This is a genomic window from Acidovorax sp. CF316, from assembly GCF_000276605.1.
GTDB lineage: Bacteria > Pseudomonadota > Gammaproteobacteria > Burkholderiales > Burkholderiaceae_C > Acidovorax.
This window is the reverse complement of the sequence record NZ_AKJX01000291.1, coordinates 16,842-32,316: the sequence shown is the minus strand read 5'-3', so window position 1 is coordinate 32,316 and position 15,475 is coordinate 16,842. Positions and strand designations below refer to the sequence as shown.

At 65.0% G+C, this 15,475-nt stretch carries 16 protein-coding genes; 2 read left to right on the top strand and 14 right to left on the bottom strand.

What is annotated here, in order from left to right:
• Positions 1 to 86: 86 nt before the first annotated feature.
• From PMI14_RS32625 to PMI14_RS35250, 3 genes are all read right to left on the bottom strand, one after another.
• Positions 87 to 605 (bottom strand): nucleoside deaminase, encoded by a 519-nt coding sequence (locus tag PMI14_RS32625; protein ID WP_007861961.1) that lies wholly within the window; start codon positions 603 to 605, stop codon positions 87 to 89.
• On the bottom strand, positions 602 to 1,627 hold the full coding sequence (locus PMI14_RS32620) for an ABC transporter substrate-binding protein (RefSeq protein ID WP_035206456.1): 1,026 nt from the start codon (positions 1,625 to 1,627) through the stop codon (positions 602 to 604). The genes PMI14_RS32625 and PMI14_RS32620 overlap by 4 nt, the downstream gene beginning before the upstream one ends.
• 431 nt (positions 1,628 to 2,058) lie before the next feature.
• Complete coding sequence (locus tag PMI14_RS35250; protein WP_146187961.1) at positions 2,059 to 2,283, bottom strand: hypothetical protein; 225 nt, start codon at positions 2,281 to 2,283, stop codon at positions 2,059 to 2,061.
• Positions 2,284 to 2,377: 94 nt separating this feature from the next.
• Between PMI14_RS35250 and PMI14_RS32615 the strand changes: the two genes are divergently transcribed.
• Complete coding sequence (locus PMI14_RS32615; protein WP_238541948.1) at positions 2,378 to 3,322, top strand: isopenicillin N synthase family oxygenase; 945 nt, start codon at positions 2,378 to 2,380, stop codon at positions 3,320 to 3,322.
• 27 nt (positions 3,323 to 3,349) lie between these two features.
• Here the strand turns inward: PMI14_RS32615 and PMI14_RS33910 are convergent, their stop codons facing one another.
• The 9 genes from PMI14_RS33910 to PMI14_RS32575 form a co-directional block, all read right to left on the bottom strand.
• Positions 3,350 to 3,829, bottom strand: coding sequence for a ribosomal protein L7/L12 (locus PMI14_RS33910; RefSeq protein ID WP_007861956.1), 480 nt, complete (start codon positions 3,827 to 3,829; stop codon positions 3,350 to 3,352).
• A 92-nt stretch (positions 3,830 to 3,921) separates the two neighbouring features.
• The gene (locus PMI14_RS35245) at positions 3,922 to 4,338 is read right to left on the bottom strand and encodes a hypothetical protein (RefSeq protein WP_146187960.1); all 417 of its coding nucleotides are present in this window, start codon (positions 4,336 to 4,338) and stop codon (positions 3,922 to 3,924) included.
• Between the two features lie 241 nt (positions 4,339 to 4,579).
• Positions 4,580 to 5,665, bottom strand: a complete 1,086-nt coding sequence (locus tag PMI14_RS32605; RefSeq protein WP_007861952.1) for an IS630 family transposase — start codon at positions 5,663 to 5,665, stop codon at positions 4,580 to 4,582.
• A 66-nt stretch (positions 5,666 to 5,731) separates the two neighbouring features.
• On the bottom strand, positions 5,732 to 6,508 hold the full coding sequence (locus tag PMI14_RS34560; protein ID WP_157405926.1) for an alpha/beta fold hydrolase: 777 nt from the start codon (positions 6,506 to 6,508) through the stop codon (positions 5,732 to 5,734).
• 498 nt (positions 6,509 to 7,006) lie between these two features.
• Entirely contained in the window at positions 7,007 to 8,068 is a 1,062-nt protein-coding gene (locus PMI14_RS32595) for a patatin-like phospholipase family protein (protein WP_007861947.1), read from the bottom strand.
• A gap of 97 nt (positions 8,069 to 8,165) precedes the next feature.
• On the bottom strand, positions 8,166 to 8,642 hold the full coding sequence (locus PMI14_RS32590) for a nucleoside deaminase (protein WP_007861946.1): 477 nt from the start codon (positions 8,640 to 8,642) through the stop codon (positions 8,166 to 8,168).
• Between the two features lie 4 nt (positions 8,643 to 8,646).
• On the bottom strand, positions 8,647 to 9,414 hold the full coding sequence (locus PMI14_RS32585; RefSeq protein ID WP_007861943.1) for an ABC transporter permease: 768 nt from the start codon (positions 9,412 to 9,414) through the stop codon (positions 8,647 to 8,649).
• A gap of 19 nt (positions 9,415 to 9,433) precedes the next feature.
• Positions 9,434 to 10,258: an ABC transporter ATP-binding protein gene (locus PMI14_RS32580; protein WP_007861941.1), complete on the bottom strand. Its 825-nt coding sequence runs from the start codon at positions 10,256 to 10,258 to the stop codon at positions 9,434 to 9,436.
• Between the two features lie 106 nt (positions 10,259 to 10,364).
• Positions 10,365 to 11,396, bottom strand: a complete 1,032-nt coding sequence (locus PMI14_RS32575; RefSeq protein ID WP_007861939.1) for an ABC transporter substrate-binding protein — start codon at positions 11,394 to 11,396, stop codon at positions 10,365 to 10,367.
• A gap of 327 nt (positions 11,397 to 11,723) precedes the next feature.
• On the opposite strand from PMI14_RS32575, the gene PMI14_RS32570 reads away from it, so the two are divergent.
• On the top strand, positions 11,724 to 12,542 hold the full coding sequence (locus PMI14_RS32570) for an HDOD domain-containing protein (protein WP_007861936.1): 819 nt from the start codon (positions 11,724 to 11,726) through the stop codon (positions 12,540 to 12,542).
• 69 nt (positions 12,543 to 12,611) lie between these two features.
• Here the strand turns inward: PMI14_RS32570 and PMI14_RS32565 are convergent, their stop codons facing one another.
• Both PMI14_RS32565 and PMI14_RS32560 read right to left on the bottom strand, forming a co-directional pair.
• Complete coding sequence (locus PMI14_RS32565) at positions 12,612 to 14,918, bottom strand: NADP-dependent malic enzyme (RefSeq protein ID WP_007861934.1); 2,307 nt, start codon at positions 14,916 to 14,918, stop codon at positions 12,612 to 12,614.
• A 239-nt stretch (positions 14,919 to 15,157) separates the two neighbouring features.
• Entirely contained in the window at positions 15,158 to 15,475 is a 318-nt protein-coding gene (locus PMI14_RS32560) for a DUF6471 domain-containing protein (RefSeq protein WP_007861932.1), read from the bottom strand.

The window sequence follows — 15,475 nt, the reverse complement described above, 5'->3', positions numbered from 1 at the left end:
CGCCCCGCCGCGCTGGGGGCGTCCCCCTCCCAGATTGCGAAGCAATATGAGAGAGGGGTGAAGGCGCGAAGCGACTCAGGGGGTGTTTACTTCCACGCGCCCTGGTGCGAGATGGACGACTCCTCGATCAGCGCCGGGCCCACGCAGGTGATGGGGTGGGGTGAGGCATGGAACACATCGCGGCAGGAGAGCTCGGCATCGCGCTGGTCCAGCCGCTCGCCACGGAACACGCGCAGGCGCACCGCGTCGATGCCGTAGACCACGCGCCCGATGTTCGCCCAGTAGATGGCGCCCGCGCACATCACGCACGGCTCGGCCGACGAGTACAGCGTGGCGCCGGCCAGGTCGGTGCGGCTGTGCACCGGGCTGGCCAGCCGCACGGCCGAGGTCTCGGCGTGCGCGGTGCAATCGCCGTTCTCGCCGGTGGCGTTCCAGGCCTCGGCCAGCACCCGGCCATCGGCCGCCACGATCAGGGCGCCAAACGGCCGGTTGCCGCGCGCGCGGGCCTTGTCGGCCAGGGCGATGGCCTGGCGCAGGTACTTGCCGTCGTGTTCGTCCAGGGGTGCCTCCTGCGGCAGCAGCTCTGTGGGGGCGGCGCTGTTCATGCCACCACCTTGCGGTCGGCCAGGGCGGGCAGAAAGGCAGGGTTGAACACGCGCTCGGGCGCGGGCTTGCGCGCCAGGTTGAACACGGCCGCCACCTCTTCGATCTGGTGCGCCAGCACGCTGCCCTGCACGCCGCCCAGGCCCACGGCCTGCGATTCGGCCGTCTGCAGGTACTGGCGCGTGATGGCCCAGCGGTCGCGCTCCACCTCCATGTTCAGGATAGCCTCGCGCGCCTTGATGGCGGCAAACGCGGCCTCGGGGTTGGCCAGCGTCTCGCGCAGCGCGCGGTTGCTGGCGCGCAAAAACGCCTTGGCCACCTCGGGCTTCTCCTGCAGCAGCTTGCCGGCCAGCACGGCATTGCCATACAGGTTCAGGCCCGCCTTGTTGTATTCGAGCACCGACAGGTCCTTGGGCGGCACGCGTGCGAACAGCGACACGGCCGAGTCGTGGAAATAGGTGGCGGCATCGACATCGCCGCGCACCACCACGTTGTCGCGCGCGCTGAAGTCGGTGGTCACCCAGCTGAACAGCTCGGGCGGGGTCTTGAGCGCCCGGGCCACCATGGGCCAGCTGCGGCGCGTTGCTTCCACGGCGGCTGCGGCCACCTTCTTGCCCTTGAGCGACTGGAAATCGGTGGTGATGCCCCGGTCCTTGCGGCCGATGATGACGAAGGGCGCCCGGTTGTAGTACTGGTAGATGGCCTGCACCGGCGTGTCGCTGTTCTGCGCGTGGAACTCGGCCAGCGAGCTGATGTCGCCCAGCCCGATGTCATAGGCCCCGCTGGCCACGCGCGTGATCGATGCGACCGAGCCTGCGCCCACATCGATGGTCACGTCCAGGCCCTCGTCCTTGAAGTAGCCCTTGGCCTGCGCCAGGAAGAAGGGCGAGGTCTGGCTCGTCACGCGAAAGTCCAGCGTGAACTTGAGCGGGGTGAGCGTGCCCTGCGCATGCACTGCAGGGGCGCCCAGCGTGGCAGCGAGCGAAGAGGCGAGGGTGGTCGAGAGAAAGCGGCGGCGTTGCATCAACATGGCGGTGGCCCAGGTTCGGTGGAATGTCCCGGGCCCACAGGCGTGTGCCGCCGCAGGACCGGGTCGAACTGAGCAATTTCCGGGCGCCACCAACAGCGAAGAAAGGTGGCAGCGCTGAACGCTTCTACTCGGCAGGGGCTGATGCAGAAAGCGTGCCCGGTGCCGCAAAAGCGCTGCGCCGCGCTGCGCGCCAGGCACGTCTTGCCAGGGGCTTGCCTTGGCGCGAGCCGCTGCACGGCCTCTTGTGCAATAGGGCTTGCAAGCGCTGGGCACGCAGCTGCGATGCGCGGGCTTGGTGCATTGGCGCCCTGGTTTGGTGAGCGCTGGCGCACAGAGTCGAACGGTGCCGTGGGGCGCCCCTGTGGAATGTGCGACGGCATTGCTGGCCTGCCGTTTGCTAGCATCAGGGGTAAGAGTAGAAGCGTTCAGTCCAGCCAATCCGCATTGCGTGGACCGGCTGGCGGGTCATTGCTCTTGAAGCCGGTGGCGGCTTGCGTGCGGTGCGCGTGCCTGTTGAGGGCCTGCGTAGCCTGCGGGCCGTTGCCATTGTTCCCTTCAAGAGCCACATGGCGCCGTGCCGCTTCTTCTTCACTTTCTGCGGCCTGCCGTGTGCCTTGTTTGCCATTGATCCAACGAGGAAACCACGCCATGCAGCACAGCACCACTGCCACCCCCACGGCAACGTCCGTCTATGAGCCCACCGTCGCCCCCGACGTGCTGGGCGAGCTCGAAAAAGAATCGCGCATGGGCGGCGCGATGGACGGCGAGACCTCCACGCGCGAAGTGCGCCGCATCGACATATCCAACTTCGACGAGCGCAAGGAAGAAATCGCTGAGCAGCTGTGGGCCGCATCGGTCGACATCGGCTTCTTCCAGGTGACGAACCACGGCATCCCCATCGAAGACATCCGCGCCGCGTTCACGCGCGCCGAAGCCTTCTTCGACCAGCCCAAGGACACCAAGGCCCAGTGGCCCCTGTCGCGCAACTCCGGCTGGGAGCACAAGGCGCAGATCCGCCCCTCCACGCGCACGCCGGACCAGAAGGAGTCCTACCAGGTCACGCGCCCGCGCATGGCCGGCCTGTGGCCTACCGAGGCCGAACTACCTGGCTTCCAGGCCGCCACGCTGGCCTTCGAGCACCAGTGCTGGGAGGTGGGCATGCGCCTGCTCTCGTGCTTTGCCTACAAGCTGGGCTTCGACGCCGACTTCTTCACCCGCGCCCACCAGCCCGACCTGCCCACCTACCAGAGCACGCTGCGCATGCTGCATTACTTTGCGGTGGACCCGGCCCTCAAGGACGAACTGGGCCTGTGGCGCGCCGGCGCCCACACCGACTTCGACTGCCTCACCCTGCTGTTCCAGCGCCCCGGCCAGGGCGGCCTGCAGGTGCTGCCAGGCAAAGAGGCCGAGGGCCGCCAGTGGACCAGCGTGGAGCCGGCCGAGGGCGTGATCACCTGCAACATCGGCGACATGCTCACGCGCTGGAGCGACGACCAGCTGCCCAGCAATTTTCACCGCGTGCGCAACCCCCTGCCGCACGAGTACCAGGGCGCCCGCTACAGCCTGGCCTTCTTCTGCCAGGCCAATGAAGACGCCGTCATCGAAGGCCCCGCCAAGAAGTACCCGCCCATCACCGGTGCGGAATACCTGCGCCAGCGCATCAGCGCGAACTTCTCCAACAAGTACTGAGTGAGGGTGCGGGCGCGCGGGGCTCGCTCAGGTCCCGCCGCGCATCCACAGGTAGGCGACCACCGTCGCCGCCAGCACCACGGCCACCACGATCCAGTTGCCCAAGCCACCGCTGGGCTGCTGGCCGGGCGAAAGTCCGGGCGCTACTGTCCCCATGCCGATGGATGCCGGCTCGCCCATGGACTGCTCGATCGCATCGGCCCGATCCTTGGCCTCTTTCAGGCCCAGCCCCTCATGGTCGCGCAGCAGGCGGATGGCCTCGATCTTGTTGCCCTCGGCCAGGGCCTGGCGCACGGCGTCGGGCACGTGGAAGCTGCCATCCACCGGCTGCGCCGCACGGGCTGCCACCGACACCGCCTCGCCACGCTGGTGCGCGTCGATCAGGTCCTTGGCCTCCTTGAGGCCCAGGCCCGTGGCAGCACGTAGGCGCTTGATGGCTTCGATGGGCTGGCCTGCACCGAGCGCGGCATGCACGTCGGGTGGGAGAGAAGGGCCGGCATGGCGCATGGCAGTCCTGTGCGGCGGTTGCGATGAAGGGGGTTCTATCACGCCCGGGACCGAATGGGCAGAGGCCCAACCCATCCTTGCGTGTTTTGCCGCTACGTTTTGTTGGCCACTAGTTCCAGCGCTTTGCGGAAGTTTTCATGCGCTATCTCCGGCGGATCTTGCTTGGTCCGCTGAAAGACCACGATAGTGATTTTCTTGCGTTGTTGCCGGTCAACACCATACCGGGACGCTTCCGCCAGTGCCAGTACCAGTCCAGCAAGCGCAAGCGGCGGATCGATTCCACCATGTCCTGCCCCTAGTACCGGCATCACAACTTCGTTGATTCGCTGGTCCGCCAATAGCTCAAACAACTCTCGCACGCCATCGAACACATAAGACATTCTAGCTGCCAGCCCCTGACCAGCTCGCTGCGTCGTCGTGGATACAAGCGCTATGTTCGCTGCATTCTTCGATGGATCCGGAACAAGGATGGCCCGGCCAGGACCATGGCTCTCGCTCACCTCATCCATAGTTTTTTGTTGTTGCGTCCCCGAACCAAACCGAGCCCTGCACTGTTCTCTGATTTGATCCGAGAATGCCGAAGCAGCCTCGGGGCAATGCCGGTTGATATATACGCCCAGCGCAGTCCGGGTGTCACTAGTGCAACTATCTTCGAAGTACTCGTTGCAAGGCAGCGCTACTGTCGCTGACGGTCCCGCTGGGTGGTCTTCAATTCGCCCTGCAACGATACTGATTTCGCTAGCACCAACACTAGTGTCGTGAGTTAGAAGTTCGCAGACAAAACCTCTCGACACTCGCGAGGATGTCATCGGCGGTCTTTGACCAAACAAATGGCTTGGGATCTTCGTTGTTGACCTTGATGTAGTGCCTGATCGCTTGCTCCAACTGCCGAGTGGAACGGTGGGTGCGGCGGCGAATGTACTTCAGCGTCAGAGTGGCGAACCAGCGCTCGACCTGGTTCAACCAAGACGCAGAAGTCGGCGTGAAATGCACCTGAAAGCGAGGGTGCCGAGCAAGCCAGTTCTTGATGGCGGGCGTCTTGTGTGTGCCGTAGTTGTCCAGCACCAGATGGATGTCCAGAGCTTGCGGCACATTGCTCTCAATGGTGCGCAGAAACTGCAGGAACTCGCTGCTGCGGTGGCGTCGATGAAGATCCCCGATGACGGCTCCGGTGGCGATGTCCAATGCTGCGAAAAGCGTCGTTGTGCCGTGGCGCTCATAGTCATGTGTGCGCCGCTCGGGGATACCCGGGGCCAATGGCAGCAGAGGCTGTGTGCGATCCAGTGCCTGGATCTGGCTCTTCTCATCCACGCACAACACCATGGCCCTGTGCGGCGGATCCATGTACAGCCCCACGATGTCGCGTACCTTCTCAACGAACAGCGGATCGCTGGAGAGCTTGAAGGTCTCCTGTCGATGGGGCTGCAGTCCGAATGCGCGCCAGATGCGCGATACCGCCGTCTGCGACAGGCCTGCCTGGCGTGCCATGGTGCGGGTGCTCCAGTGCGTGGCTGCTTCGGGCACGCTCTCCAGCGTCTTGGCGATCACAGCATCGACACGAGCGTCATCGATGGTGCGTGGTGCTCCAGTGCGAGGAGCATCGAGCAGTCCGTCGAGTCGATCCCGCACGAATCGGGCCCGCCACTTCGAGACGGTTTGCGGTGTCACGCGCTGGCGGCTGGCAACCACCTTGTTGTCAATGTCCTGGGCACAGGCCAGGACAATGCGAGCCCGCAGCGCCAACGCCTGCGCGGTCTTGCGCCGCAGCGTCAGCGCTGTGAGCTGCTCAAACTCGACTTGCGTCAGTACCAGTTGCGCCTTCGGTCGTCCACGCATCGCAGCCTCCTCGTGTGCACACGGTACACGACTGACTCGACATGTGATCACTAGTTCAACGAACTTCTAACTCACGACACTAGCTCGAAAGCCGCTCGGACATTCCCAGACGTTGCTGGCGTTGCCTTTACGTTGCATGGTGCTTTCAATAAATTCGCACAGCATGCGATGCTGGATGGCCTGGTCGTCGGCCGGCTTGGCGATGGAAAAATGGTCCGAAAGTGGCACCTTAAAGGCATCGCCGAAATACGTTGCTCCGCTAAATGGGGCAACTACCTGCTTGAACACACGGAAACGCTTGAGAACTACGAACTGGTCCTCCACCAACTCACGGCCATGGATCACCAGTGCGCGGCGCGACAGCACATTGCGGAAATCATTGTTCAGATCATTGAGCCAAACATTGTTCTGACAGAACGCAAGGGCTTGACCTTGGGCGTGTCCCATGAACCTCGCAACTGGACTGAGCCAGTTGGCATAGGATGATCCTAGTGAAGGTGACGCTATCAAAAGAAGCCCCAAGTCAACACCACGCTGAACTAGTTCGTCACAACGCTGCACGACATAGCGCCGAACCACGATGCCACCCATACTGTGAGCGACGAAGACGATTTTGCGCGCACTGTTGACACCATCGAGGTGCAAGCATTCCTTTAGCGAATCAACGATGTCGCTCAGGTTGTAAGAGCCACTGAAAACATTGGTGCGATAGGTGAATTCATAGATGCCGACATTCCTAGTGGCTTGATGTCTAGAAAGTAATTCCGGCCAATAGGTGCCATTCTGATGCTGCCAGCACTTTTCGCCATCTGACAAAAGGCCATGTACGAACACCACAACCATTGGCGATGAACTCGTGCCCAGCTCCTTGATCCATCTCCCTCTCATAGCATCGTCCCCCTTTTCCAATGACTCGCTATGTTGATTTGGACAACTTTGCAATCAGTCAATTTTGATATTTTTGAAATAGAGCTACAGGATAGACCAAACTCAAGGCTCAGAACACAATCGAATTCATTGAGCGAAGGCGAATATTCGAAATGGACGGAGCGTTTTTAGTCAGCTACGGCTGCGGTAGCCCCGGCCAACCGCGGTCAACTGGCGGTCTTCCCGGCAATGGGGTGGTGGCGCAACCGCACCTCTCACCAACGCTTCAACCGCTCGGCTCGCTACAGCTTATTGATTTTGATCGAAGCACCGACGGTCGAGCAGGATCTTTATTTGCAGGTCTCGCAGCAAATCGAGGCCGCAGCAGCAGTGCCTGTGACGGTGCAGTTTCAAGGAGCCATTGGCTAAAACCCATTTGCGGCGCCTCCGCGACCGCAACCTCGTTGGCCTTGCTCACTTAAGCCCTGCAGCTCCCACGCACCCCTCACCCATCCCCGCCATCCCAGCCAACTTCTGCAAACTCGACCGCTTCTCCAGGCACGCCCTGTACTCCGCCTCCCGCACCTTCTCCTGCGCCAGTTGCGCAGCGCGCGCGCGTTCGGCCTGAATCTGGGCAATCCGCTCGCGGACCTGCGGCATGGCGGCCAGGGCGGCTTTTTCTCCTTCGAGAATCGCGCTGGCGCGCTGGGCGAAATCGGCGGGGCCGATGTCCAGCACCTGGGGGCGGATCACCACGTCGGCGCGGGCCAGTTCGGCCTCGCCGAGCTTCTGGCCCATGATGGCGATGGACTGGCCCAGGGTGCCCAGCATGTCGCCGGGCGTCTTGCCGCGGGCCTTGTTCGAGATGTCCACGGCCACCACGATGTCGGCGCCCAGCTGGCGCGCGGCGTCCACGGGCACGGGGCTCACGATGCCGCCGTCCACAAAGTGGTACTTGCCGATGGTCACAGGCTGGAACACGCCGGGCACGCTGCTCGAGGCGCGCACGGCCTGGCCGGTGTTGCCACGTGCGAACACGGTGCGCTCGCCATCTTCCAGGCGCGTGGCCACGGCCACGAAGGGCTTGGCCATCTGCTCCAGGCTCTTGCGGCCCACCTGTTCGTTGACGTAGTCCTCGAGCTTCTTGCCCACCACCAGGCCGCCGGACGACAGCTGCAGGTCGCGGATCTTGGCTTCATCCAGCGCCACGGCCTTTTCCTGCATGTCAAAGGCATTCATGCCACTGGCGTACAGCGCACCCACCACGGCGCCCGCGCTGGTGCCCGAGACGACGGCGGGTGCAAAACCATTGGCCTCCAGCATCTTGATCACGCCGATGTGAGCAAAGCCCTTGGCCGCACCGCCGCCCAGGGCAATGCCGACCTTGATGGGGGCGGGCGCCGCTCCCGTTACCGCAGTGGCAGGGGCGGCTGTTGTTGCTGCGGGCTGGCTGGGGGTGGTGCCGCCGCCGCATGCGGACAGGCCGGCCACGGCCAGTGCAAGCGCCAGGGGGCGCAGAAAGGTGTGCAGGCGCATGGTGCCGAAAGATCCTGTGGTTACAGGGCGGCGAGTATATCGACGGGTGCTTTCCGGCGTTGCTGCCAGGGTCGGTAGGTCGTGTCGGCGGGCCCAGTCAGCGCCAGAAGTCGCGGTGCAAGGCCGTGATCTCGTCTTCGAGCGCCGGCACCGGGCCCAGCACCTCGGTGGCGCGCTGGCCGGCCGCAAACACCGTGCGGCAGGGCAGGTCCAGTGTCGGGTTCTCGGGGTGGTCGCCGGTCAGCGCCTTCAATGCCGACTCTTCGGCGCCGTACAGCACCCGGCCGATGCCGGCCCAGTAGATGGTGCCCGCGCACATGGCGCAGGGCTCGAACGTCGTGACCAGTGTGCACTGCGCCAGGTAGGCCCCCGGGTAGTTGGCCGCCGCCGTGCGCGCCAGCGTGCTCTCGGCATGGTTCACCGTGTCGATGTTGCCCTGCTCGGCCAGCACGGTCTCGCCGTCGGGCGCGACCAGCAGGGCGCCAAAGGGGTGGCGGCCCATGCCCATGGCGCGCTGCGCCACGGCATTGGCGCGGCGCAGCAGGGTCGCGGCCTGGGCTTCGCCCAACGCCATCGTGTTATTCACCCTGGGATCCGCGGTGTGCCCAGCCCGTGGTGCGCTTTTCCACCCAGCTGAACAGCTCGTACATCACCATGGCCATGGCGCCCACCACCATCAGGCCGGCAAAGGCCAGGCCCATCTGCATGGACGAGCCCGCGCTGATCAGGAGGTAGCCGATGCCCTCGTTGGCGGCGGTCATCTCCGACACCGTGGTGCCCACGAAGGCCAGGGTGATCGCCACCTTGAGCGAGCCGTAGAAGTACGGCATGGAGCGCGGCAGGCCCACCTTGGTAAGCACGTCCCAGCGCTTGGCGCCCAGCACGCGCAGCACGTCTTCCAGCTCGGGCTCCAGCGTGGCCAGGCCGGTGGCGATGTTCACCATGATCGGGAAGAAGCTGATCAAAAACGCCGTGAGGATGGCCGGCCCCACGCCAATGCCGAACCACACCACCAAAATGGGCACGAAGGCCGCCTTGGGCAGGGCGTTGAAGGCCGTCATCAGCGGGTACACGGCGGCATAGGCCAGGCGCGAGCTGCCGATCAGAAAGCCCAGCAGCACGCCGACCACGATGGCGAGGCCAAAGCCCGCCATGGTGACCCAGAAGGTGCGCCAGGCATGGGCTGCGATGACGCCGGCAAACTCCACCAGCTGCACGCCGATGGCCCAGGGGCTGGGGAAGATGAATTCCGAGACGTTGAAGGCCGAGCAGATGATCTGCCACAGCAGGACGATGGCGACGAGCAGGATCCAGGGGGACCAGCGTTCCGCGGTTTTCTTGTGCATGGTGTGTCTGGATGCTTATCTATTGCTGGATGGGCGCGCCGGCCTTGCGCATGGCCCCAATGTGGCCGCGCAGCTCGTGCACGATGTCGGTGAACTCCTTGGTGTAGGTGATCTCCAGGTCGCGCGGGCGCGGCAGCTCGATGTCGCGGCGCACCACGAAGCGGCCGGGGCTTTTGCTCATCACGTACACCGTGTCGGCCAGGAAGACCGACTCGCGCAGGTCGTGCGTCACCAGGATCACGTTGAATTTCTGCTCGGCCTGCAGGTCGCGCAGAATGCACCACAGCTCTTCACGCGTGAAGGCGTCGAGCGCACCGAAGGGCTCGTCCAGCAGCAGCATCTTGGGCTCGTGGATCAGCGCGCGGCAGATGCTGGCGCGCTGCTGCATGCCGCCCGACAGCTGCCAGGGGAACTTGTCCTCGTACCCACCCAGGCCCACCTTCTGCAGCAGGGCGCGGGCGCGGGCTTCGTACTCCTTGCGCTTGGCTTTGAAGTTGCTGCGGTGGGGCTCCACGATCTCCAGCGGCAGCAGCACGTTGTCCACCGTGGTGCGCCAGGGCAGCAACGAGGGCGCCTGGAAGGCCATGCCCGAGATCTTGAGCGGCCCGGTCACGGGCTGGCGGTCGATCAGGATCTTGCCCATCGAGGGCATCTTCAGGCCCGTGGCCAGCTTCATGAAGGTCGATTTGCCGCAGCCCGAAGGCCCGACGATGGCGATGAACTCGCCCTGGCGGACCTGCAGGTCGATGGCCTCGACAGCGAAGTGGTTCTGGGCGAGCAGCTCGTCGTTGTAGGCGAGCCAGACGTCACGAAAATCCACGAAATAGGAATCGGCAGCCGTCATTGGATGGTGTTCTTGTGGGGCTGGGCCCGCCAGCCCGACACTGCGGCGGGGCGGGCGGGCGAGGGGAGGGAATGCATCGGCCAGCGGCACGCCGCTGGCCGCGGGGTCACTTCTTGGGCAGGATGTTCAGCTCGGCTGCGGGGGGCAGGAAGCTGTCGGTCCACACGTCGTCGGCCTTCACGCGGGTCTTGGTGTTGAAGGCGTCGGACACCTGCGATGCCATCAGCGACAGGCGGCCGGGAACGGCCTTGCCAAAGCCTTCGGCGCGCGCGTCGGGGCTGTTGATCACGGTGTCGATGGCCAGCTGCAGGCGGCGGGTTTCCAGCGGCACGTTGACGATGCCGTCACGGGCCTTCACATGCTCGATGGAGGCAGCCGGGTTGGCCATGACTTCCTTGGCGCCCTTGGTGAAGGCCTTCAGGAAGGACTTGATCGCCTCGGGGTTTTCCTTGATGAGCTTGGGCGAGGCGATGATCACGTTGCCGTACAGCTTCACGCCGAAGTCGGCATAGGGCAGCACCACCACGTCGGCGGCCTTGGCGCCGCGCGCCTCCAGGTTCAGGAGCGAGGTGAAGGTGAAGCCGGTGATGGCGTCCACGTCGCCGCGCACCAGCATGGTCTCGCGCAGCGGTGGGTCCATGGCGGTCCACTGCACGCTGCCCACGCCATTGGCCTTCTGGAAGATCGGGAAGGCGCGGCGGCCTGCGTCGAACACCGGGGCACCGAGCTTCTTGCCCGCCAGGTCGGCCGGCTTGGTGATGCCGCTCTTCTTGAGCGCCATGACCGAGGCCGGGGTGTTGTTGTAGACCATCATCACCGCCACGGGCTTGTTCTGCGCGTCGGGGTTGTTGGCGTGGAATTCCATCACCGCGGCCAGGTCGGCAAAGCCCATGTCGTAGGTGCCCGAGGCCACGCGCTGCACGGCGCCGCCCGAGCCGTTGCCGGCATCCACCGTCACGTCCAGGCCCGCTGCCTTGAAGTAGCCCTTGGCCACGGGCTGCAGGAACAGGGCAGCCGGGCCCTCGAAGCGCCAGTCGAGCTGGAACTTGATGGGCGTGGTGGCCTGTGCATGGGCCACGGAGAAGCTGCCAGCGGCGACCAGCAGCGCGGCGGCTTGCAGGAGGGATCGTTTGTTCATAGGTGGATTCCTGTCAGAAGACGGCAGGGGAAGTTGCGCACATGCGCTGGCGGTCCGGATGCACCGCCCCCGTGCCTTGGTGGGGAGTCAGCAAAAACGATGCCCGCTTTCAGGAGCGCCAAGGCGGGATGGAGCCTATTGTTCGCCAGATTGGTGCATGCCCTTCTAGAGGCTTTCCCGAAATGGTGCATCAGCAGTGCATACCACGGTGGTACATCGTCGATTCACCAGGCCGGTGCGCGCATTGGGGCAAACGCGCACCCACGACCGGCGTGCCGGTGGTACAACGAAAGTCCATTCGAATCCAACGGACAAGGAGGGAGCCCCATGGCGAATATCCAGGAATTCTTCGAGAACGTGCAGTTGCCCACCATCCCCGACGTGGCGCGCGAGCTGATCGCCACCATGAAGGACGATGACATCCCCTTCGAGAAAGTGCGCGGGGCGATCTCCAAGGACCCGGCCCTCACGGCCAAGCTCATCCGCCTGGCCAACAGCGCGCGCTTCGGCCTGCCGCGCCAGGTGGCCTCGCTCGACGACGCCATCACCATGGTGGGCCTGAACCAGGTGCGCACGCTGGCCCTGGCGTCGTGCATGTCCGGCGTGTTCAAGGACGCGCAGGGCGTGGACGCCGAGGCTTTCTGGAAGGAAAGCATGGCCATCGCCGGCTACTCGCAGTGGCTGGCGCGCACCCTGGGCTCGGACGTGCAGGAGTCCTGGCTCGCGGGCTTCCTGGTGCGCCTGGGCGAGCTCATCATTGCGCAGAAGATGCCCGAGCAGATCCCCGCCATCGAGCAACTGCCGCACCACGCGGGCGGCCGCTGGGAGCGCGAGCGATCCCTGCTGGGCTTCACCGAGGCCCAGGTCACGGGCGAGCTGGCGCGGCGCTGGCGCTTTCCCGACACCATCGTGCGCGCGCTCGAAACGGCCGAGGATCCCGTGGCCTCCACCCCGTTCTGCCGCCTGGGCGGCATCCTGCATGTGGCCACGCTGCTGGCCGAGATCGGGCTCGAAGAGCCCAAGTCCCCCGCCGACACCATTGCCAGCCTGCCAGCCGAGGTGACCAAGGCCCTGCAGCTCGATGCCGACTGGCTCGTGGAGCACCTGCCGCCCGTGGCCAACTACGTGGACGTGTCAGTACGCTGAGCACGCACGGTGGCTCGAAAAAAAAAGAGGCCCTCGGGCCTCTTTTTTTGTGGGCGCTGCTGCAGCAGATCAGCGCGCGCGCGTGGCTGCGCTGGCAACGGCCAGGGCAGTCATGTTGAACACCCGGCGCACCGTCGCCGCGGGGGTCAGGATATAGGCCGTGGCCGCACCGCCCATGAGGATGGGGCCCACGGTCACGCCGCCGCTGGTGGTGGTCTTGAGCACGTTGTAGAGGATGTTGGCCGCATCCAGGTTGGGGCAGATCAGCAGGTTGGCCGAGTCGGTGAGCGTGGAGTCCGCCATGTAGGCATTGCGGATGTTGGGCTCCAGCGCGGCGTCGCCGTGCAGCTCGCCGTCGCACTCGATGTCGGGGTGGGCGGCCACGAACAGGTCGCGCGCTTCGCGCATCTTGCGGGCCGATGGGCGCTTGGACGAGCCATAGCTCGAGTGCGACAGGAAGGCCACCTTGGCGGGCAACCCGAAACGCTGCACCTCCTGCACCGACATCCAGGCGATGTCGGCCAGTTGCTGCGCCGTGGGGTTCTCGTTCACGTACGTGTCGGCAATGAACAGCGTGCCGCGGTTGGTCATCAGCGCATTGAGCGCGGCGTAGTCGTTCACGCCCTCCTGGCGGCCCAGGATGCTGTGGATGCGCTCCAGGTGGGTCTCGTAGGTGCCCACCAGGCCGCAGATCATGGCGTCGGCATCGCCCAGCGCCACCATCAGCGAGGCGATGATGGTGTTGGAGCGGCGCACGGACGCCTTGGCCACTTCGGGCGTGGCGCCATCGCGCTTCATGAGGCTGTGGTAGTGCTCCCAGTACTGGCGAAAGCGCGGGTCGTCCTCGGGGTTGCACACCTCCACATCCTTGCCCAGCTGCATGCGCAGGCCGGCCTTTTCGATGCGCGCGGCGATCACGGCAGGGCGGCCGATGAGGATGGGGTGGGCGATCTTGTCGTCGATGGCCATCTGCGCCGCACGCAGCGCGCGCTCGTCCTCTCCATCGGCGTAGGCCACGCGCTTGTTGCCTTCGGGCAGGGCCTTGGCTGCGGTGATCACCGGGCGCATCAGCATGCCGGTCTGGTAGACGAAGCGCGACAGGGCCTCCTTGTAGGCCTCCATGTCGGTGATGGGGCGGGTGGCCACGCCCGACTCTGCCGCCGCCTTGGCGACGGCGGGCGCGATCTTGAGGATCAGGCGCGAGTCGAACGGCGTGGGGATCAGGTAGTCGGGGCCGAAGGTGAGCTCCTTGCCGGCATAGGCGCTGGCCACCTCTTCGCTGACGTCGGCCTTGGCCAGGTCGGCGATTTCGCGCACGCAGGCCAGCTTCATGGCCTCGGTGATCTTGGTTGCGCCGCAGTCCAGTGCGCCGCGGAAGATGTAGGGGAAGCACAGGACGTTGTTGACCTGGTTCGGGTAGTCCGAGCGGCCCGTGGCGATGATGCAGTCCGGCCGCACGGCCTTGGCCAGCTCGGGGCGGATCTCGGGCTCGGGGTTGGCCAGCGCCAGGATGATGGGCTTGGTGCCCATGGTCTTGACCATCTCGGCCGTGAGCACGCCAGCGGCCGAGCAGCCCAGGAACACGTCGGCACCGTTGACCACGTCGGCCAGGGTGCGCGCCTCGGTCTTTTGCGCATAGCGCTGCTTGGAGGCATCGAGCCCGCCGGGGCGGCCGTCGTAGATCACGCCCTTGGAGTCGACCATGTAGACGTTCTCGCGCTTCACGCCCAGGCCCACCATCACGTCCACGCAGGCAATGGCCGCGGCGCCCGCGCCCGAGACGGCGATCTTCACCGCGCCGATCTCCTTGCCCACCAGCTCCAGGCCGTTGAGCAGCGCGGCGCTGGAGATGATGGCCGTGCCGTGCTGGTCGTCATGGAAGACCGGAATGTTCAGCCGGTCCGACAGCTTCTTCTCGATGTAGAAACACTCGGGCGCCTTGATGTCCTCGAGGTTGATGCCGCCCAGCGTGGGCTCCAGCGCCGCGATGATCTCGACCAGCTTGTCCGGGTCGCGCTCGGCCAGCTCGATGTCGAACACATCCACGCCAGCGAACTTCTTGAACAGGCAGCCCTTGCCCTCCATCACCGGCTTGCTGGCCAGGGGGCCGATGTCGCCAAGGCCCAGCACGGCCGTGCCGTTGGTGATCACGCCCACGAGGTTGCCGCGCGAGGTGTAGTCGAAGGCCTTGGACGGGTCGGCCTCGATATCGAGGCACGGATAGGCCACGCCCGGCGAGTACGCCAGCGACAGGTCGCGCTGGTTGGACAGGGGCTTGGTGGGGGTGACGGCGATCTTGCCCCGGCTGGGGTTGCGATGGTATTCGCGGGCCGCGTCGCGCAATGCCTCTTCGGCAGCGGAAAGGTTCTGTGTCATACGGAAATCCTGCAGGAGATTCTCAGCAAATGCCAAAAATGAGCTTACTCCATGGCGGAGGCGATGGGAGTGAGGGTTAATGCGTTGATTGCATGGGATCCAACCTTGATGCCATGGGTGCCATGGTGTGGGGGGTGGAGGCCTGGCCTTGCCCGGTGGGGCTGGTGAGGCGGTGGGGGTTGTGGGCCCCGGTACATGGCAAAAACCGGATTGTCTTCCTTTTCAGAAAGCCAATAGGCCTATCCAGGTTTGGTCAGTCGTGCCTTTTTGTTGGCCTCCACCTTGCGGGTGGCCGGCGCCAGGCCGGGGATCTCCAGCGTGGACAGGTCCAGCTGCGTCACGCCCATGCTGCGCAGCAGCAGCAGAAAGTCGGACGCCTTGAAGGCGCCCCGGCTCTGCTTGGTGGTCAGGTTGTTCGGGGTCTGGTCGATGCCCAGCTCGGTGAGCAGCTCCGACACCTCCTGCCAGCCCCAGCGCTTGTCGTTCTTCGCGGCGGTCAGGGCCCTGCGCACTTGGTCGCGGGCCAGGGCGTTGACGTCGTCGCTGCCGCTGTTCAT